Genomic DNA, 18559 nt, shown 5'->3' with positions numbered 1-18559 from the left:
ACACTCGCAGACATTTGCAGGAGTTTATATGGATAAAAAACGTGTTGTAATCATAGGCGGCGGTGCCTCCGGCCTGATGGCTTCTATTGCAGCGGCGGAAAACGGCGCAGCCGTAACCATTCTGGAACAAAATGAAAAGCCAGGCAAAAAAATCTGCGCCACCGGAAACGGAAAATGCAATTTCACCAATCTCCAGAAGCAGACTGACGCTTACCGAAGCGACAATCCGGGCTTCTGGGAGGAAGTTCTGAACCAGTTTTCCGTAGAAAATACAGTAGATTTTTTCACAGAGCTTGGGCTTTACCCGGTAAATAAAAATAACGGATATCTTTATCCCCACAGCGGACAGGCTTCCAGCGTGGCGGAGGTGCTGTGCATGAAGGCCCGCAGCCTTGGGGTGAAGATCAAAACCAATGAGCAGGTAAAAAGCATTTCCAAAGAAAAGAACATCTGGAAAATCCATACCCAGGGCTGGACTTACGAAGGGTATGCTGTGATTCTGGCAAACGGTTCCAGGGCATCTTCCATTTCCGGTTCAGACGGAAGCGGCTATGAAATCGCTGCCGCTTTGGGACATTCTGTAATTACGCCTCTTCCGGCATTGACTGCACTGAAATGCAAAAACACAGGCTTTTCCGGCTGGGCCGGAGTGCGCACCGAAGGGAAGATTTCCCTGTACGCAGACGGGAAAAAAATCGCAGAAGAAACAGGAGAACTGCAGCTCACAGACTACGGCGTGTCTGGAATTCCTGTATTTCAGATCAGCCGCTATGCCATCCGTGCTTTCTGGAAGGGCCAAAAAACAGAGCTGCGCCTGAATTTCCTGCCCGAATTTTCCAGGGAACAACTTGCTGCGTTTCTGGAAAAACGAAAACAGGACAGCCCCTATAAAGGCAAAAAAGAATTTTTTACCGGACTTTTCCCGGATAAGCTTGCCAAAGTGCTTCTGGCGTCCAAAAATCTGGAGGAAGCCATTTACAGCTACCCTCTTAAAGTAACAGGCTATCAGCCCTTTGAACAGGCACAGGTGTGCTCCGGCGGCGTAGATACCAGGGAAGTGGATGCAAAAACACTGGAATCCAGATTGGTCCCCGGCCTGTACTTTGCAGGCGAGCTGCTTGACGTCGACGGAAAATGCGGCGGCTACAACCTGCAGTGGGCGTGGTCCAGCGGGTACGCTGCAGGAATGAATGCCGGCAGATCATAAGAAAAAGCAAGGAGAAACAACATGATCCGAATTACCCAGTTAAAACTTTCAATCAATCATACGCCGGAAGAGCTTGCCCATAAGATCCGCAAGGCCCTTCGTCTGAAAAACGAAGGTTTCTCTTACGAAATCGTGAAGCAGTCCCTGGACTGCCGCCACAAGGATGACAAAAAATTCGTATACACTGTGGACGTTTCTTTGCAGGAAAAAAATCAGGAAGGCAAGATTGTCCGAAAAGTTCACGATAATAATATTACGTTAACCGACAAAAAAGAATACATTTTCCCGACACCTGGCAATGAAGAACTGAAACATCCACCTGTGATCGTGGGAAGCGGTCCAGCAGGAATTTTCTGCGCCTGGTATCTGGCAAAGGCGGGTTACCGTCCGGTTGTGTTAGAGCGCGGCGAGGAAGCCCATATCCGCCAGAAAACGGTGGAAGCCTTTTGGAAAAACGGGGTGCTGGATCCAGATTCCAACGTACAATTTGGAGAAGGGGGAGCTGGAACTTTTTCCGATGGAAAGCTGAATACTCTTGTGAAAGATCCTTCCGGAAGAAACCATGAGGTGCTGAAACGGTTTGTACAGGCTGGCGCGCCTGAGGAGATCATTTACCAGCAGAAACCTCATCTTGGCACAGATGTGCTGGTAGGCGTTGTGGAGACTTTGCGCCATGAGATCGAGGAGATGGGAGGGACCTTCCACTTCCGTTCCAAAGTAACAGACCTGGTTTTGGAAAAGGGACAGTTAAAAGAAATTGAAATAAACGGGGAACAAAGGATTCCAGCTCAGGTGTGTGTGCTGGCAGTGGGACACAGCGCCCGGGATTCCTTTGCCATGTTTGAGAAAAAAGGAATCTACATGGAGCCAAAATCCTTTGCAGTAGGCGTTCGAATGGAACATCCCCAGTCCATGATCAACATGGTGCTCTACGGGGAAGAAGAAAACGAGAAGCTTGGAGCAGCTGCCTACAAGGTAACGCACACCTGCGAAAACGGCAGAGGCGTCTATTCTTTCTGCATGTGCCCGGGCGGATACGTGGTCAACGCTTCTTCTGAGCCGGGAGGACTGGCAGTCAACGGCATGAGCTACCAGGCAAGAGACAGCCGCAATGCCAATAGTGCCCTGATCGTGTCCGTGACCCCGGAGGATTTCCCGGAAGAAGGACCTCTTGGGGGCGTAGAATTCCAGCGCAGTCTGGAGCGTGCCGCATGGAAGGCTGGAAATGGAAAAGTTCCGGTACAGCTGTTTGAGGATTATCAGAATCACAGGCCAAGCACCGCACTTGGAGAAGTAGAGCCCTGTATTAAAGGAGAATATACCCCGGGGGATGTGCGGAGTATTTTCCCAAAAGAGATCGGAGATTCCATTGAAGAAGGCGTTCTGGCCTTTGGAAAAAAGATCAAAGGTTTTGACAGACCGGATGCCGTCCTTTCCGGTGTGGAAAGCCGTACTTCTTCACCAGTAAGAATTGTTCGTGAGAAAGACTCCCTGGAGGCAAATTATAAAGGAATCTATCCCTGCGGAGAAGGTGCCGGATATGCAGGGGGAATCACTTCTGCAGCCATGGATGGCATCAAAGTGGCAGAGGCTATTTCGAAAAAGTTTAAAAAAATTTAGGAGAGAGTGTACATCTCTCCTTTTTTATGCTAAAATGAGTCTGCGTTGTAATTCATCCTTACTGCTTACAGGCAAAATGTGAACAGTAACGATTTATCTCCTGGAGAACTGCAGGTACAAAGATATGAATGAAATAACGCAGACCATCAGAGATCTGCCGGAGTCTTCACGGCCTTATGAGAAATGTCTCAAGTGGGGACCGTCGGTGTTAAGCGACAGCGAGCTTCTGGCAGTGATCTTAAGAAACGGGGTGCAGGGAGCCAATTCTCTTGCACTTGCCAATCAAATCTTAAGTCTTACGAAAGATACCTCATATCCGGGGCTTTTGGGACTGCTTCACATGTCCCTGCCGGATCTGATGAAGGTGAACGGAATCGGGAAGGTCAAAGCCGTCCAGCTGAAATGTATCGGGGAGCTTTCCAAGCGGATGGCGTCTGCTGCTGCCAGACCAAGACTTTCTTTCAATGATCCCGTCACAATAGCAAGATACTATATGGAACATCTCCGTCACGAGGAGCAGGAGATGCTGATCGTCATGCTGCTGGATGGAAGGAATCATCTTCTTGGGGAGCAGACGATTTCAAAGGGGACGGTAGGAGCCACACTGATCACGCCCAGAGAGGTGTTTGTGGAGGCACTGAAGTTCCACGCCGTGAGCCTGATCCTGGTTCACAATCACCCAAGCGGCGATCCTTCGCCCAGTGAGTGTGATGTGGAAATCACGGAACGGATCTACCGGTCAGGGGAGCTGATAGGGGTGAAGCTTCTGGATCACATTGTGATCGGTGACCAGAAATACGTAAGCTTTCGGGAACAGGGAATGCTTCCTGTGTAATTCGGAAGTGCACCTTTGGGGAAGGGTAAAATGATGAAGGGACAGGTATATGCTGTTTGAAAAAACATATGGAATAGATCTTGGAAGCAGTTCCGTCAAGGTCTATTCCATGATTCGAAATAAAAGCTACATTGAGAAGAACATGATTGCGGCGAAAGGCCGCAAAATCATAGCCGTGGGCAACGAAGCGTATGAAATGTTTGAAAAAGCACCATCTAACATTTCCGTAAGTTCGCCGATGGCTTTTGGTATGATAGCCAATCTGGAACTGCAGGAAATTGTACTTTACAGTATGATGAGAAAAATTGATAAAATTTTAGGAATAGGCTCTGTTATGTATTTTGCAGTCCCTCTTGACATGACTGCCATTGAGAAACGGGCTTATTACCAGGTGGCAAATGGCCACTGGCTTCGCAAGAACCGTGTCTATATGGTGGAGGCACCCATTGCAGATGCCATTGCCATGGGCGTGGATCTGGAGAACAATGAGGGAAGCATGGTGGTGAATATCGGTGCCCAGAGCACGAATTTTTCCATTATCACAGGGGGCAGGATCATTATCAGCAAGAAGATCCCCATCGGGGGACGGCAGATGAATGAAGCTGTATGCAGCGAGGTGCGCAAGCGCTATAACCTTCAGATCGGAACCCGTACAGGGAAGCGGCTGAAGCTTGTAATGGGGCGTCTTGCAGACCAGCACAAGCAGGCCCGCAAGGTAGTTGGAATCGACAGTGTATCCGGACTTCCAAGAGAAGAAGTGATTTCTGCCTATGTGGTGAATGCAGGCATTATGAACTGCGTTAATGAGATCGGAGCCCAGATGAAGGTTTTTCTGGAGCGTATTCCGCCTCAGATTGCCTACCACATAGCCAAGGAGGGAATTTTCCTCACGGGCGGAAGTACCAGGATTCCGCACATAGATACATATCTGGCAAGCTATACCGGATATTCTTTTAACCTGTCCGACCTTTATGAGACCTCTTCGGTCACAGGACTTGAGAAGATCATTCACGACAGGGAGCTGCGCAAGTGGGCACAACCCATTACACAGCGTAAATTATAAGTTTTAGGGGTGCCATTTCATGAAAAACCTGAAGAAAAAATTTCGTTTCCGAATTAATTTAAAAAGCAAGCATCTGCTGGCAATCATGACGCTTTTCTGCCTGTGCTGCATTGTGTCCACCTTTGCATCGGGCATTTCCACTGCTCCTCTTCAGGAGGCGGCAGGAATCGTCATTGTGCCATTTGAGAAAAGCATTGAGAAGATCGGCTCCATGATCCGTTCTGCAAGGGACAGCTTCCAGGACAAGCAGGACCTGATTTTTGAAAATGAAGAGCTCAAAGCACAGATTGACAGCCTTACCACGCAGAACAACAAGCTGATCCAGGATCAGGGAGAATACCAGCGCCTGAAAGAGCTTTATGACCTGGACCAGACCTACGAGGAGTATCCAAAGGTTGCAGCCACCATTATTTCCAAGGATCCGGGCAACTGGTACGATACCTTTATGATCAACAAGGGCTCCAAGGACGGAATCCGCGTGGACAATAATGTAATCGCAGGCAAGGGACTTGTAGGAATCGTTACGGAAGTCGGTTCTTCCTGGGCAACAGTGCGCTCCATCATAGATGACAGCAGCAGCGTCAGCGCAATGACCGTAAGCACCTCAGACAACTGTATTGTAAACGGTGACCTGGAGCTGATCGATGAGGGCAAGCTTCGTTTTGAGCAGCTTTATGATCAGGAAAACAAGGTGACAGTCGGGGAACGTATTGTGACCTCCAATATCAGTGAGAAGTTCGTGGAAGGGCTTTTCATCGGCTATGTAAGCGAGGTGGAGGTAGACAGCAATAACCTGACCAAGACCGGTACCATTGTAACGCCTGTGGATTTCCTCCATCTGAAGGATGTATTTGTAATTACAGTCAACAAGCAGGATATGACAGATGACAGCGCGGCAGATACAGCGAAGAGTGTACAGGAGGGTGCGGATGAAGAGTAAGGTCGTCTTTTTTCTCACTGTGGTAGTATGCTTTCTGCTGCAGAGCACGGTTATGGATCTGATCTCCATTGGCTCTGTGACGCCCAACCTGATGCTGGTCCTGTGTGTGTCTATGGGATTGATGCGGGGGCGTAAGAGCGGGCTGTGGACAGGCTTTTTGTCCGGGCTTCTGGTGGATCTGTTTTTCGGATCCATATTTGGATTTTATGCTTTGATCTATATGTACATCGGCTATCTGAGCGGATATGCCCACAGAATTTATTATGATGATGACGTGAAGGTTCCCATGTTTCTTACTGCAGGTGCGGATCTTCTGTATAATCTGGCAGTCTACGGACTGCAGTTCCTTCTCCGGGGACGTCTTGGACTTCGTACATACCTGTACAGGATCATTATTCCGGAGATGTTTTACACGGTATTTATTACCTTGATTGTATATCGGCTTTTCCGTTACATCAACTATCGCTACATGAATATTGCAAGGAAAGAAAGTGAGTCAATTTGGGTACTAAAATAAAACGTATTTTTCGAAAAATCAGTTTAAAAAGAACAACCGTCCTGGTCCTGGCATTTGTTCTGATGTCTGTTGTGCTGGTCCGCAGGCTTTTTGACCTGCAGATCATCCAGGGACAGGACTATATCAGTAAATTTGAAGCAAGAACCACCAAGGAACGTGTGATCAAAAGCACCAGGGGGAACATTTTGGACCGGAACGGAGATATTCTGGCATCCAATGTGCTGTCCTATTCCCTGACCTTTGAGGATAACGGAACCTACACTTCTACCAGAGAGAAGAACCTTACCCTGAACGGCGTGGCTTATCAGGTGCTTCAGATCCTGCACAGCAATGGGGATGATATCACCCATTCTTTTCATATTGTGGTAGACGACAGCGGGGAATATGCTTTTGATGTATCAGAGGGATTTACCCTGAACCGTTTCCGTGCGGATATTTACGGCCAGGCGCTGATCGATGACCTGGAGGATGCGCAGAAAACGGCAACTGCGGATGAAATGATGGCATTCCTTACCGGTTCCGAGAAGTTTTCCATTGTTCTGGAGGGCGACAGGGCGTACACGGAAGAAGAGCTTTCCTCCCATGGTCTGCCTCAGACTTTGACGAAACAGGAAATGCTGGATATTGCCACTATCCGATATGAACTGAATACCAACAGCTTCAAGAAATACATGCAGGTGACCATTGCGACCAATGTAAGCGAGAAGTCTGTGGCTGCCATTATGGAGAATAAGACCGGACTTCAGGGAATCGATGTGGTGGAGGATTCTATCCGCCAGTACATAGACGACGAAAGCATGGCGCCTATTCTTGGCTACACGGGAAGGGCTTCCTCTGAGGAACTGACAGAGTTTCGCAAGCAGAACCCGGATTACTCCAATGATGCCATTGTAGGTAAAGCTGGAATCGAGCAGTATATGGAGCTTACCCTTCAGGGAACAGACGGTAAGGAAACCGTTTACGTGGATAACCTTGGAAAGGTTCTGAAAATTGATGAGGATACCAAGGTAGAGCCTGTGGCAGGTAATGACGTTCAGCTTACCATTGATACAGACTGGCAGTCCGCAATCTACCAGATTCTGAAGCAGCGTGTGGCAGGTGTGCTCCTTACCAAGATCGATGCGGTAAAAACCTTTGACTATTCTGCTGTGACAGATGCCAGCCAGATCCGTATTCCGATTTATGATGTATACAACGCACTGATTTCCAACAGTGTGATCGATATTAACAAATTTGACCGTACAGATGCTTCTGATACAGAAAAAAATTTATATGCCAAATTTCAGCAAAAGCAGCAGAGCGTTTTTGATACAATAAGCTCGAAGCTGAATGGCTCCAACCCGCCGGCCTATAAGGACGAGGATACAGAGACCCAGGAATACCTTTCCTATATCTGCAATGACCTTCTTCGGGATACCCTTGGAATCATTTCCCGTGATGCCATCGATACTTCCGATGCTACTTACAAGGCATGGACTACAGATGAGAGCATCAGCCTGAAGGATTATCTGACCTATGCCACAAGTCAGGGCTGGATCAACATCAGTAGCTTTTCTCCGGAAGGAGAATATCTGGATTCTGATGAGATCTATCAGGCACTGACTGCATATATCATTGATTATCTGAGTACAGATACGGGATTTTCCAAGCTGCTGTATAAGTATATGCTTCTGAATGATACCATTTCCGGTCAGGAGATCTGTCTGGCCCTGTATGAGCAGGGTGTTCTGGATAAGGAGGACGGATTTTATGAGAATTTGGCGTCCGGAGCTACAAGTGCCTATGATTTTATGATCAATAAGATCTATAATCTGGAAATCGAACCTGCACAGCTTGCCCTTATGCCTTGTTCTGCTTCCGCAGTGGTTGTGGATGTGAAGAACGGAGATGTGGTAGCCCTGGTATCTTATCCAGGATATGACAATAACCGACTGACCAACGATATGGATACAGAGTACTATGCCAAACTGGCACTGGATCAGTCCAGCCCATTCTTTAATAAGGCCACCCAGCAGACAACTGCGCCAGGTTCTACCCTGAAGCTTCTTTCCACCATTGCAGGTATGGAAGAGGGCGTGATTGACGAGGGCACTTATATTGAATGTACCGGTACCTTCGATTATGTAGATCCGCCGATCAACTGCTGGAACAAGGAAGGTCACGGCGGTCTTGATATCCGTACCGCTATTGAGCAGTCCTGTAACTATTTCTTTAATATGATCGGTTTCCAGCTTGGAAAGGTTGGGGACAATGAGTTTTCTGAGGTGCAGAGCCTTAGCAAGCTTCAGGAGTATGCTTCTTTGATCGGGCTTGATCAGAAGACCGGAATCGAGCTTTCCGAGGCTTCTCCGAAGGTTTCCGATGCGAAAGCAGTTCCGTCCTACATGGGACAGGGAAACAACCTGTTTACCACAACACAGCTGGCCAGATATGCAACAACTGTGGCAACTTCCGGTAACGTATTTAAACTTACCCTCCTCGACAAAGTAACGGATCCAAAGGGAGAAGTGCTTGAGGAATATGAGCCGGAACTGCAGGATGTAGTGAATATTTCTTCAAATATCTGGGATGTGCTCCATGATGGTATGCGCCGTGTAATCCAGACCCACAGCCAGTTCGACGGACTGGGCATTGAGGTGGCTGGTAAGACCGGTACTGCAGAGCTGGATCTGCGTCACCCGAACCATGGTCTGTTCGTTGGCTACGCGCCTGCATCCGATCCGGAATATGCGGTGGCAATCCGTATTGCCAATGGCTACAGTTCCGGTAATGCATGTCTGATAGCTAATGATACTTTTAAATATATGTACAATCTTGCAGATAAAGATTCTATTCTCACAGGAGTCGCTTCTACAGACACCAGTGATACATCGAATGACTAAACTTAAGCTATGCCTGCGGCAGTATTTCCGCAGGCATAACCATAAGAGGAATACCAGGATTTTGGAACATTTTGTTTAGGAGGAATCAGAAAAAATGGGTGAAGTCATTGTCATTACATCCGGAAAAGGCGGTGTGGGAAAAACAACTACCGTTGCCAACATTGGAACCGGACTGGCTATGATGGGCAAAAAAACAGTGGTTGTGGACACGGATATCGGTCTTCGAAACCTTGACGTTGTGCTGGGACTTGAGAACCGGATCGTTTACAACCTGGTGGATGTGGTTCATGGAAGCTGCCGGTTGAAACAGGCACTGATCAGGGACAAGCGTCATCCGGAGCTGTATCTGCTGCCATCTGCCCAGACCAAGGATAAAACGGCGGTATCCCCGGAGCAGATGATCAAGCTGACAGATGATCTGCGGGAAGAATTTGACTATATTCTTCTGGATTGTCCAGCCGGGATCGAGCAGGGGTTCAAAAACGCCATTGCAGGTGCTGACAAGGCCCTTGTAGTTACCACTCCAGAGGTTTCCGCCATTCGTGACGCGGACCGGATCATCGGCCTGCTGGAGGCCAATGACTTGCGGGACATTCATCTTATTATCAACAGGCTTCGCCCGGATATGATTGCCAGAGGGGATATGATGTCTGTGGATGATGTGACGGAAATTCTGGCTGTGGATCTGATCGGAACCCTTTTGGATGATGAGCAGATCGTGGTGGCGACCAATCAGGGAGAGCCCTTATCCGGCCGAAACTCTCAGGCGGAGGAGGAGTACCGCAATATCTGCAGGCGGCTTATGGGGGAGGAAGTTCCTTTTGCCCAGATCCGTCAGAAGAAGGGCATGCTTTCCAGACTATTTAAAAGACACTGAGAGAGTGCAGGAAGGACAGACTGGATCCTGATAGTTGTCAATAAAAGTTTTATGTAAATCATCAAGCCGCGAGGAGGAATTCTTATGAAGACCTTTTTACATGAGAAAAGGCGTTCAGCAGGATATGCCCGGGACAGAATGAAGCTTCTTCTGATTTCCGAGCGTATTGAATGTTCCCCACAGATGATGAAAATGTTAAAAAGTGACCTGGTACATACTGTGAAAAAGTATGTTTCCATAGAAGAAAGTAAAGTGAAAATACAGATTTCACAGGAGCCGCCGGTTCTTATGGCGTACATTCCTGTGCAAAGGGAAAAGGACAAATAGATATATGATTAGACAGTATAAGCTGCGTTTTTACAATTTTAAGCTGGTAGCCCTGCTGCTTGCCATCAGTTTGTTTGGAGTACAGCTGGTTGCAAGCGCGTCCCCGGATCTTCGCAACAAACAGCTGTTGGGAGTTGTGACGGGAGTTGTGATCCTGATTATTTTATCGCTAATGGATTATTCCTGGATCCTGAATTTCCAGTGGATCATGTATGGCTTTAATCTGCTTATGCTTATTGGCGTACGATTGTTCGGAAGCGAGGCAGGAGGTGCTTCAAGATGGCTGGATATCGGAGGCTTCCGTTTCCAGCCTACCGAGCTTTCCAAGATTATCATTATCCTGTTTTTTGCCAAGTTTTTTATGGACCATGAGGATGATATCAATACGTTTAAGATCCTTGCAGAGTCGGCAATCCTTCTTGCGGTTCCCCTTGCACTGATCTATGCACAGCCGGATATGAAAAATACCATTACTGTAACGGTGATCTTCTGTATTTTGCTGTATGTGGCGGGCTTAAGCTACAAGATTATCGGCGGGGCAATCCTGATCGCGGTGCCGCTGGCAGTTATTTTCCTTTCCATAGTGGTGCAGCCGGATCAGACTCTAATCAAGAGCTATCAGAGAGACCGTATCATGTCTTTCTTATACCCGGAGAACGCGGAATATCAGGAAGATATTGAACAGCAGAACAACTCCAAGACTGCGATCGCATCCGGAGAGCTGGTGGGAAAAAGACTGACCAGTGACGGCTATGTTTCTTCTGTAAATGAAGGAAACTTCGTTGCGGAGAACCAGACGGACTTTATTTTTGCGGTTGCAGGAGAGGAGTATGGATTTATCGGGTGCACGGCCATTGTGATTCTGCTTCTGCTGATTTCGATAGAGTGCATACGAATGAGTCTTCGAGCCAAGGATCTTGCGGGGAAAATACTTTGCTGCGGGGTAGGCAGCGTGGTAGCCATACAGAGCTTTCTGAATATCTGCGTTGCCACCGGACTTGCACCGAATACAGGTACGCCGCTGCCCTTTGTAAGCTACGGCCTGACATCTCTGATCAGTCTGTTTATCGGTATGGGACTGGTGATGAATGTAGGTCTGCAGAGCAGCGCATACAATAAAGAACTGAAGAAAAAAGAAATTGATAAGAAAGAGGAATACTTATGACAGCGGCGAAAAAAAACAACTCCAGGCGTAAGTCCGCCAAATTTCGCAGATCCAGGAAAAAAAGGATCCAGAAAACCATTTTGCTGGTGCTCCTTTTGATTTTCCTTGGCGGAGCGGGAATCGGGTCTATTTATCTTTTAAGAAACGGAACGCTGTTTGGCAAGCTGGATGAGCCTTATATGGCCTCCCGGGAGTTCTCCGGCGGAATTACAGGGACAGACAGCCTGCGGGCGGATGGCTTTGCCAAGAAGCTTTGTGTGGTGGTTTCGGATGTTCCTATGGATGGGGTTTCCCTTGGAGAGAACCAGAAAGGGCTTCTTCTGGATTTGGATGACAGGCAGGTGCTTTATTCCAAACAGGCACTTGAGAAGGTATATCCAGCCAGTATCACCAAGATCATGACTGCCATGCTGGCGCTGAAATATGGAAATATGGATGATGTAGTGACCATTACCCAGGAGAATCTGGATCTGGAATCCGGTTCTCAGGTCTGCGGCTTCTGGGCCGGGGATCAGGTGACCATGGATCAGCTTCTGCATTGTCTTCTGGTGTATTCCGGAAATGATGCAGCTTCCGCCATTGCAACCCATGTAGGAGGCTCTACAGAGGGCTTTGTGGAGATGATGAACAGCTTTGCGAAAGAGCTTGGCTGCACGGGAACCCATTTTACCAACCCACACGGACTGCAGGACGAAAATCATTATACCACGCCATATGATATTTACCTGATGCTGAAGGAAGCACTGAATTATCCGGAATTTACCCAGATTACCCAGATGGGCTCTTATACGGTAGAATACACCCATGCAGACGGAAGCAGCGCAAGCACGACTCTGACAGCCACAGACCATTATCTGACCGGAGAGGCGACTCCGCCTAAGAATGTGACTATTCTTGGAGGAAAGACCGGTACCACAGACAATGCCGGCAACTGTCTTGCCCTGTTAAGCCAGAACGCATACGGAAAGCCGTATATCTCTATTGTTATGGGAGCTTCTACCAAGGATGAGCTTTACCAGCAGATGTCCTCTTTGCTGCAGAACATCAATTGACGCAGTTTGCTGAATTGTGCAGTTTTTACACAATTGAGAAAAATAGACAGAAATTTCAAAAAAACTCTTGTCTTTTTAGAAAAATTATACTATAATATGAATTATATTAAACAAGGTTTTTGGTAAAATTTAATATCATATTGTCTAAGGAGGAAAACATCATGGTTGAACTGATCGTAGGAAAGAAAGGCAAAGGCAAAACAAAAGTGCTCTTAGACAGAGTAAACAATGCAGTGAAAGAAGCTAATGGAAGCATTGTTTATCTTGACAAGAGTACCAAGCACATGTATGAGCTTAACAACAAGGTACGTCTTATCGACGTTTCCTCTTATCCGCTGAAGAATGCAGACGAGTTTGTAGGTTTTATCTGCGGTATTATTTCTCAGGATCACGATCTTGAGCAGATTTATCTGGACAGCTTCCTGAAGGTTTCCAAGCTGGAAGATGCAGACGTTACAGATACTCTTGAGCAGCTGAACAAGATCAGCGAGAAATATGGTATTTCCGTAGTTGTAAGTATTTCTCTTGATAAAGAAGAGTTACCAGAAGCATTACAGGATAAGATTGCAGTAGCATTATAATCACAGATGATATGATATTGCAGCTATAAAATTCAGTAAAACCAAACCAGAGGTACATAAGGACACGACTCGTTATGGGATGTGTCCTTTTTCTGGCTGTTGGCCTTATATGTATTTCAATGGTTCAGTCCTCACGCAGCTTCACTGCGGTGGCGGCCTGACGGCGTCTGGAGTCGTCCAGGGCAGCGTAATGCTTCTTGGTGGTGTTGACGTCCTTGTGACCCAAAACATCGGCTACAAGGTAAATATCCCCTGTTTCCTGGTACAGGGCGGTACCGTAGGTACTGCGGAGCTTGTGAGGGGTGATTTTCTTGGTGGTGGTAACCTGGCGGGCGTATTTCTTGACCAGGTTTTCGACGGCCTGGACGCCAATCCGTTTGCGCTGGGTAGAGTAGAAGAGAGCGTGCTCGTGGCCTTCTACAGGGACGATATTTTTGCGCACTTCCAGGTAGTTTTTCAGGGCTTTTTCTACTTCAGGGCCGAAATATACAACCATTTCATTTCCGCCTTTTCGGGTAACCTTGATTCCGTTATTTTTGAAATCTACATCCTCAATGTCAAGACCGACACATTCCGAAACACGAACACCTGTTCCCAACAGGAGAGTGACGAGAGCGAGGTCGCGGTCCTTGGTTTTCTCGTAGTAGACCTTTTTCTGTCCGGTAAGGTCATCGCCGCCGTGTTCGATATAATCAAGAAGCAGGGCAACTTCATCGGCTTCCAGGCGGATGATGCTTTTCTGGTGGATTTTCGGAACGTCTACCAGGACCGTTGGATTGGTATGGATCATTTCCCGTTTGAAATAATAGGCATAAAAGCTTCTTAAGGAAGACATTTTGCGTTTCAGGCCGCGTTCGCCGTTGGTTTCAGTTTTGTCGCCGGCCTGGTAAACCTTCAGATATTCTTCATATTCCTCAAGATCAATGGCTGTGATCTGATCCAGAATATCTACAGTAAAGGCATCCATAGACCAGTCCTTGAAAACTGGATTTTGCTCCAAGAGGAACTGGAAGAAAATCCGGATGTCATAGGCATAGGAAATTCTGGTTTTGGTTGTGGTACGTGGCTCAATGGCACGAAAGAAATCCCTGCAAAATGGAGGCAAGGTTTTCAGAACGTCACGAAGCCGCAAGGTATTTTCAACGTCAGTTTGTTCGTGGTAAGTGACTTTTTTATCCATGAAAAATTCTCCTTTATAAAGTTCGTTGTTTATAGAATGTGATGATAAATGTATAGCTGCGTTTCAACTAAGACAACGGGCAATGATATGTAAGGTAATAAAGTACATGGCAATGAGAAATAAAATTCTAAAAAGCAACGGGTAAACAATAAAATAATTAGCAAAAAATGCAATTAAAAACAAAGCCCCAAAATACAGTCTAGATGGCCATTAAACGGCCAAATAGCCGTTTATCCAGAGAAGTGGCTTCTTTCCAGGCCTATCTATATGAAAAACTCGGGTTTGTCGTATAGATTGAGATGAGGAACATAACGCCGGATCAGCCGCTTCTTCCTGCCTTTCCGGCGTTTTTATGAATTTCCAGCATATTTTATGTGCATTAATAAATTAGATTTTTATTTCATAATAATTGATGATTTTATCAGCTGCTTCAATTCTAATTCTACCGTATTTGTAATTTGTACAATCAATGATGCAGCCATGCTCACAGAATGGATTCGTCCAGCATCACCGTAAATGGTCCGTCGTTTTCCAGGGAAACCTTCATGTCTGCGCCAAACACGCCGTGCTGAACAACTGGAACAACCTTGGCAGCTTCCTTTAACATATACTCATAAAGCTCATTCGCCTGATCCGGTGCGCCGGCTTCTATAAAGCTTGGCCGGTTTCCCTTTTTGCAGTTTGCATACAAGGTAAACTGTGAAACCATCAAAAGCTCCCCATTTACATCTGCCAGGGAAAGGTTCGTCTTGCCGTTGGCATCTTCAAAGATCCGAAGCCCCAGCATTTTCTTCAGGTATTTGTCTGCGATTTCTCTGGTGTCATTCTGACCAACGCCAACCAGTACAAGGAATCCTTTGCCGATGCTTCCAACGGTTTCCCCGTCTACCTTAACATCGGCATGATTGACGCGCTGTATTAAAAGTCTCATATGATTACTGTCCGTCCTTTTTGATGTTTTTTTTCTGTTTGTACTCTTCTATTAATTGTCTGACTTTTGCATAAATAATCAGTGAATATTTCTTAATAAATGTCCAGATGGTAATAAGAATTTTCTGGATGGTTTTCAGCAATGTAAGGGTAAATTCCAGCATTGCGGTACGCCTTGGAGTCTGGGCGTGCTTAGGCTCTTCCTCCGGGAAAAGAACCGGCTCGTGGGTCTCAGGGTCCAGGCAGTCAATGTTCACGTAAGTCTGCTCCTGATCTGGAACCTTCTTGTAAACCAGGCTAAAATGAACCAGCTTATCCAGCGCTGCATAGAGAACTGCAAACACCGGAACACCGATGATCATGCCAGGAATTCCGAAAATACCGCCTCCGATCAGGATGGCAACGATAACAAGGAAACTGGACAATCCGGTAGACTCTCCCAGAATCTTCGGTCCAAGGATATTGCCGTCAAACTGCTGAAGGGCCAGAATAAAGATCGCAAAATAAACAGCCTGCAGCGGATCCACCAGCAAAATCAGGAAGATACTTGGAATCGCTCCCAGATAAGGTCCGAAAAACGGAATTACGTTGGTTACGCCAATGATCACACTGATCAGAAGGATGTATGGCATGCTAAGAAGGTTCATGCCAATATAGCACAGCACGCCGATGATGGCAGAATCCAGTATTTTTCCAATGAAAAAGCCGATAAAGGTCTTATTGGTAAAGCGCATGGAACGGATGATAAAATTCGCGTGCTGCGGAGAAAATACTGCATATGTGAGCATTTTCGCCTTGGCGATAAAGCCTTCCTTGTCTGCCATCAGATAAAGGGAAACGATGGCTCCGATCAGGAAGTTCTTCAGGAAATTGATCAGGTCAAAAACACCGGCAGAAATATTCTTCAGCATCTCCTGCATCTGAGGAAGAATATTCTGTGTCAGGTAATTCTGGGCATTTAAAGTGTACTGATCCAGGGTATCAAGTGCCTGACTGTTCAGATTCCATTTCTCCAAAACACTCTGAAGCCATTTCTGGCTGGCTTTCATATAGGTTGGAAAGCTGTAGATCAGGTTCATAACGCTTCGGATCAACTCCGGCAGAACCATCATGATCAAGGCATAAATCAGTGCCAAGAAAAGGAACATGCACAAAAGGATACAGGCCCAGCGGATCGCTTTGCGTCCATTCTTTCCTACTGTGACCTCTTTCTTCTGAAGAATGGGATAAATGATTGTCTTCTCCAGAAAATTAAGAAGAGGTGTGAGAAGAAATGCGATCACAACTCCATAAACAATAGGTGTAAGGATTCCAAGAAAGGTCTGGATTCCTGTGATCAGGGTCTTCATATGGAAAACACCGTAATAAAAAAGCATACTGGCTGCAATTACAAGGAAGGCAGTCACTCCCCAGCGAACATGCTGATTGTCCCAGCGTAATTTCATCTTATTCGATCATCCTCCTGCAACATAATTGCTGAAAATATATGGCTTCGTTTACCATAACAGCGGTTCCTTTCATTATATCATATTATCGCCGAACTGTCTTATTAAAAAAGTATAAAATAATAAAGAGGCTCACCTCTCTCCTGCCTTCAGGAAAAAGGTGAGCCTGACGCCGTTTATTTCATTACTGAAAAAGAATTATTTCTTCAGGTCATCGAAAATATGTATGGTATTGATGATCGCCTGCGCAGCACCCTCAATGCCAAGCACTCCGCTGTCAACGCAAAGGCTGTAGCCTGCAGCTGCGCCCCATTTCTTATTGGTGTAGTAATTGTAATAGCTTGCACGGCTCTTATCCGTCTTGGTGATCATATCCTTGGCTTCCTTCGGAGTTTTATTGTATTTTCCTGCAATACGATTGATTCTCCAGTCCAGATCCGCATGGACGAACACACTGAAGCAGTCCTTGTTATCTGCAAGTGCATAGTCCGCACAGCGGCCGACCATAACGCACGGTCCCTCTGCAGCCAGCTTCTTGATGGCCTCAAACTGTGCCAGGAAAACCTTATGGTTCATAGGCATGTCTGTAAATCCCGCAGAAGAATATCCAAAAGAATAGGTATCCATTACAAGAGAATACAAAAAGCTGTTGGTAGGCTTCTCATCGTGATTCTCGAATAATTCCTTGCAGATACCGCTGTCATTTGCTGCATGCTCCAGAAGCTCCTTGTCGTAGCACTTGATTCCGAAATATCTGGCTACTTCCTGGCCAATCTGTCTTCCGGCACTTCCGTATTCACGTCCGATGGTAATAATTGAACTTGTAGTATTGTTCATAGCTGCCACTCCCTTCTGCAATTCCTTTGTCACTGTCAACTTCGTGCGCAGCAACGTTTTTTCTGTAAATGGCGTTTCACAGAAATATTGTAAGACTATTATACACTACATCTGGGTAAAATGACAACTATTTTCTTAATTTTTCTAACAAATTAAGAAAATATTCTGGCAAAGGTGCAGAAAATTCCATATACTCTCCGGTCCGGGGATGTACAAACCCAAGGACCATGGCATGAAGGGTCTGTCCCTGGAGATGGTAGGGATTTTTGCCGGAGCCGTAGATTTCATCGCCCAGAAGGGGATGCCCAAGGCTGGTCATATGTACACGGATCTGGTGGGTGCGGCCTGTCTCAAGACGGCACTCTATATAGGTGGCGTTCCCGAAACGTTCCAGAACCTTATAATGGGTGACGGCATCCTTGCCGTTTTTGTAGTTGATGGCCATTTTCTTGCGGTCAACAGGGTGACGGCCGATTGGCCCCTCTACGGTTCCCTCATCCTCCTTCAAATTGCCGGAAACAATAGCCCGGTATCGGCGCTTGATGGTATGGTCCTTCAGCTGCTGGGCCAGATCCCGGTGTGCGGTGTCATTTTTGCACACAAGAAGTGCCCCGGTGGTGTCTTTGTCAATGCGGTGGACAATGCCGGGACGCATTACTCCGTTGATTCCGGAAAGATTTCCCTGGCAGTGGTACATAATGGCATTTACCAGGGTTCCGCTGGTGTGTCCGTTTGCAGGATGCACCACCATTCCCTTGGGTTTGTTGACCACCAGTACGTCATCATCCTCATACAGAATATCAAGAGGAATGTTTTCCGGAAGGATGTCCGGCTCGCTTAAATCCGGCACAGTGGTCTGCACCAGATCCCCGGCCTGCAGTTTGTAATTTGCTTTTACAATCTTCCCATTGACGGTTACGCCCTGGTCCTTCAGAAGCTTCTGAAGATAAGAGCGGGAAAGATCCTCATATTTATCAGAAAGGCAGCGGTCTATGCGAACCCCTGCCTCCTCATCTGCTGCGGTGAACTCTAACAGTTCCATATTATTTCAAAACTCCTCTCCGGCATGGAAGCGGTCAAAGGAAGCTTCCTGCCTGGTGT

Annotated in this window: 17 protein-coding genes; 12 read left to right on the top strand and 5 right to left on the bottom strand. The window is 46.7% G+C overall.

What is annotated here, in order from left to right; translation table 11 throughout:
• Positions 1–28: 28 nt before the first annotated feature.
• The 12 genes from H8S54_RS09365 (at position 29) to H8S54_RS09310 (ending at position 13066) form a co-directional block, all read left to right on the top strand.
• On the top strand, positions 29–1207 hold the full coding sequence (locus H8S54_RS09365) for a BaiN/RdsA family NAD(P)/FAD-dependent oxidoreductase (protein ID WP_186901356.1): 1179 nt from the start codon (positions 29–31) through the stop codon (positions 1205–1207).
• A 21-nt stretch (positions 1208–1228) separates the two neighbouring features.
• A complete protein-coding gene (locus H8S54_RS09360; protein ID WP_173767789.1) occupies positions 1229–2827 on the top strand; it encodes an NAD(P)/FAD-dependent oxidoreductase in 1599 nt (532 codons plus the stop codon).
• Between the two features lie 124 nt (positions 2828–2951).
• Positions 2952–3662: a RadC family protein gene (gene radC / locus H8S54_RS09355; protein ID WP_021925862.1), complete on the top strand. Its 711-nt coding sequence runs from the start codon at positions 2952–2954 to the stop codon at positions 3660–3662.
• 49 nt (positions 3663–3711) lie between these two features.
• Positions 3712–4725 carry a rod shape-determining protein gene (locus H8S54_RS09350; protein ID WP_021925861.1) on the top strand — a complete coding sequence of 338 codons (1014 nt, stop codon included), beginning with the start codon at positions 3712–3714 and terminating at the stop codon, positions 4723–4725.
• A 19-nt stretch (positions 4726–4744) separates the two neighbouring features.
• Positions 4745–5665 carry a rod shape-determining protein MreC gene (gene mreC / locus H8S54_RS09345; protein ID WP_117853608.1) on the top strand — a complete coding sequence of 307 codons (921 nt, stop codon included), beginning with the start codon at positions 4745–4747 and terminating at the stop codon, positions 5663–5665.
• Complete coding sequence (gene mreD, locus H8S54_RS09340) at positions 5655–6182, top strand: rod shape-determining protein MreD (RefSeq protein ID WP_021925859.1); 528 nt, start codon at positions 5655–5657, stop codon at positions 6180–6182. The genes mreC and mreD overlap by 11 nt, the downstream gene beginning before the upstream one ends.
• Complete coding sequence (locus tag H8S54_RS09335; protein WP_243176758.1) at positions 6167–9064, top strand: penicillin-binding transpeptidase domain-containing protein; 2898 nt, start codon at positions 6167–6169, stop codon at positions 9062–9064. The genes mreD and H8S54_RS09335 overlap by 16 nt, the downstream gene beginning before the upstream one ends.
• A gap of 94 nt (positions 9065–9158) precedes the next feature.
• On the top strand, positions 9159–9941 hold the full coding sequence (gene minD / locus H8S54_RS09330) for a septum site-determining protein MinD (protein ID WP_021925857.1): 783 nt from the start codon (positions 9159–9161) through the stop codon (positions 9939–9941).
• Between the two features lie 84 nt (positions 9942–10025).
• The gene (gene minE / locus H8S54_RS09325; protein ID WP_186901355.1) at positions 10026–10268 is read left to right on the top strand and encodes a cell division topological specificity factor MinE; all 243 of its coding nucleotides are present in this window, start codon (positions 10026–10028) and stop codon (positions 10266–10268) included.
• A 4-nt stretch (positions 10269–10272) separates the two neighbouring features.
• Positions 10273–11433: an FtsW/RodA/SpoVE family cell cycle protein gene (locus H8S54_RS09320; RefSeq protein ID WP_021925856.1), complete on the top strand. Its 1161-nt coding sequence runs from the start codon at positions 10273–10275 to the stop codon at positions 11431–11433.
• Positions 11430–12485 carry a D-alanyl-D-alanine carboxypeptidase family protein gene (locus H8S54_RS09315; RefSeq protein ID WP_117853602.1) on the top strand — a complete coding sequence of 352 codons (1056 nt, stop codon included), beginning with the start codon at positions 11430–11432 and terminating at the stop codon, positions 12483–12485. Before H8S54_RS09320 ends, H8S54_RS09315 begins: the two co-directional genes overlap by 4 nt.
• Before the next feature lie 161 nt (positions 12486–12646).
• On the top strand, positions 12647–13066 hold the full coding sequence (locus tag H8S54_RS09310) for a hypothetical protein (RefSeq protein ID WP_021926513.1): 420 nt from the start codon (positions 12647–12649) through the stop codon (positions 13064–13066).
• A gap of 124 nt (positions 13067–13190) precedes the next feature.
• On the opposite strand, the gene H8S54_RS09305 is transcribed toward H8S54_RS09310, so the two are convergent.
• From H8S54_RS09305 to H8S54_RS09285, 5 genes are all read right to left on the bottom strand, one after another.
• On the bottom strand, positions 13191–14246 hold the full coding sequence (locus H8S54_RS09305; RefSeq protein WP_021926514.1) for a tyrosine-type recombinase/integrase: 1056 nt from the start codon (positions 14244–14246) through the stop codon (positions 13191–13193).
• 484 nt (positions 14247–14730) lie between these two features.
• A complete protein-coding gene (dtd, locus tag H8S54_RS09300) occupies positions 14731–15177 on the bottom strand; it encodes a D-aminoacyl-tRNA deacylase (protein ID WP_021926515.1) in 447 nt (148 codons plus the stop codon).
• A gap of 4 nt (positions 15178–15181) precedes the next feature.
• Positions 15182–16621 carry an AI-2E family transporter gene (locus tag H8S54_RS09295; RefSeq protein WP_186901354.1) on the bottom strand — a complete coding sequence of 480 codons (1440 nt, stop codon included), beginning with the start codon at positions 16619–16621 and terminating at the stop codon, positions 15182–15184.
• A gap of 198 nt (positions 16622–16819) precedes the next feature.
• Positions 16820–17458 carry a cytidylate kinase-like family protein gene (locus H8S54_RS09290; RefSeq protein ID WP_021926517.1) on the bottom strand — a complete coding sequence of 213 codons (639 nt, stop codon included), beginning with the start codon at positions 17456–17458 and terminating at the stop codon, positions 16820–16822.
• Positions 17459–17585: 127 nt separating this feature from the next.
• Positions 17586–18500: an RluA family pseudouridine synthase gene (locus tag H8S54_RS09285; RefSeq protein WP_021926518.1), complete on the bottom strand. Its 915-nt coding sequence runs from the start codon at positions 18498–18500 to the stop codon at positions 17586–17588.
• Between the last annotated feature and the right edge of the window lie 59 nt (positions 18501–18559).

Origin of the sequence: Blautia segnis, from assembly GCF_014287535.1 — a bacterium.
In the GTDB taxonomy this organism is placed as follows: domain Bacteria; phylum Bacillota; class Clostridia; order Lachnospirales; family Lachnospiraceae; genus Blautia_A; species Blautia_A acetigignens.
Note: the sequence above shows the minus strand (reverse complement) of the source record. Positions and strands in the feature narration are given on the sequence as shown.

Bases quoted from the DNA above. Each gene is read 5' to 3' on its own strand.
- H8S54_RS09290 (WP_021926517.1), bottom strand. From the start codon at position 17,458: ATGAACAATACTACAAGTTCAATTATTACCATCGGACGTGAATACGGA.
- minD (WP_021925857.1), top strand. From the start codon at position 9,159: ATGGGTGAAGTCATTGTCATTACATCCGGAAAAGGCGGTGTGGGAAAA.
- minE (WP_186901355.1), top strand. From the start codon at position 10,026: ATGAAGACCTTTTTACATGAGAAAAGGCGTTCAGCAGGATATGCCCGG.
- H8S54_RS09295 (WP_186901354.1), bottom strand. From the start codon at position 16,621: ATGAAATTACGCTGGGACAATCAGCATGTTCGCTGGGGAGTGACTGCC.
- H8S54_RS09310 (WP_021926513.1), top strand. From the start codon at position 12,647: ATGGTTGAACTGATCGTAGGAAAGAAAGGCAAAGGCAAAACAAAAGTG.
- H8S54_RS09305 (WP_021926514.1), bottom strand. From the start codon at position 14,246: ATGGATAAAAAAGTCACTTACCACGAACAAACTGACGTTGAAAATACC.
- H8S54_RS09320 (WP_021925856.1), top strand. From the start codon at position 10,273: ATGATTAGACAGTATAAGCTGCGTTTTTACAATTTTAAGCTGGTAGCC.
- H8S54_RS09315 (WP_117853602.1), top strand. From the start codon at position 11,430: ATGACAGCGGCGAAAAAAAACAACTCCAGGCGTAAGTCCGCCAAATTT.
- mreD (WP_021925859.1), top strand. From the start codon at position 5,655: ATGAAGAGTAAGGTCGTCTTTTTTCTCACTGTGGTAGTATGCTTTCTG.
- radC (WP_021925862.1), top strand. From the start codon at position 2,952: ATGAATGAAATAACGCAGACCATCAGAGATCTGCCGGAGTCTTCACGG.
- H8S54_RS09365 (WP_186901356.1), top strand. From the start codon at position 29: ATGGATAAAAAACGTGTTGTAATCATAGGCGGCGGTGCCTCCGGCCTG.
- mreC (WP_117853608.1), top strand. From the start codon at position 4,745: ATGAAAAACCTGAAGAAAAAATTTCGTTTCCGAATTAATTTAAAAAGC.
- dtd (WP_021926515.1), bottom strand. From the start codon at position 15,177: ATGAGACTTTTAATACAGCGCGTCAATCATGCCGATGTTAAGGTAGAC.
- H8S54_RS09360 (WP_173767789.1), top strand. From the start codon at position 1,229: ATGATCCGAATTACCCAGTTAAAACTTTCAATCAATCATACGCCGGAA.
- H8S54_RS09285 (WP_021926518.1), bottom strand. From the start codon at position 18,500: ATGGAACTGTTAGAGTTCACCGCAGCAGATGAGGAGGCAGGGGTTCGC.
- H8S54_RS09350 (WP_021925861.1), top strand. From the start codon at position 3,712: ATGCTGTTTGAAAAAACATATGGAATAGATCTTGGAAGCAGTTCCGTC.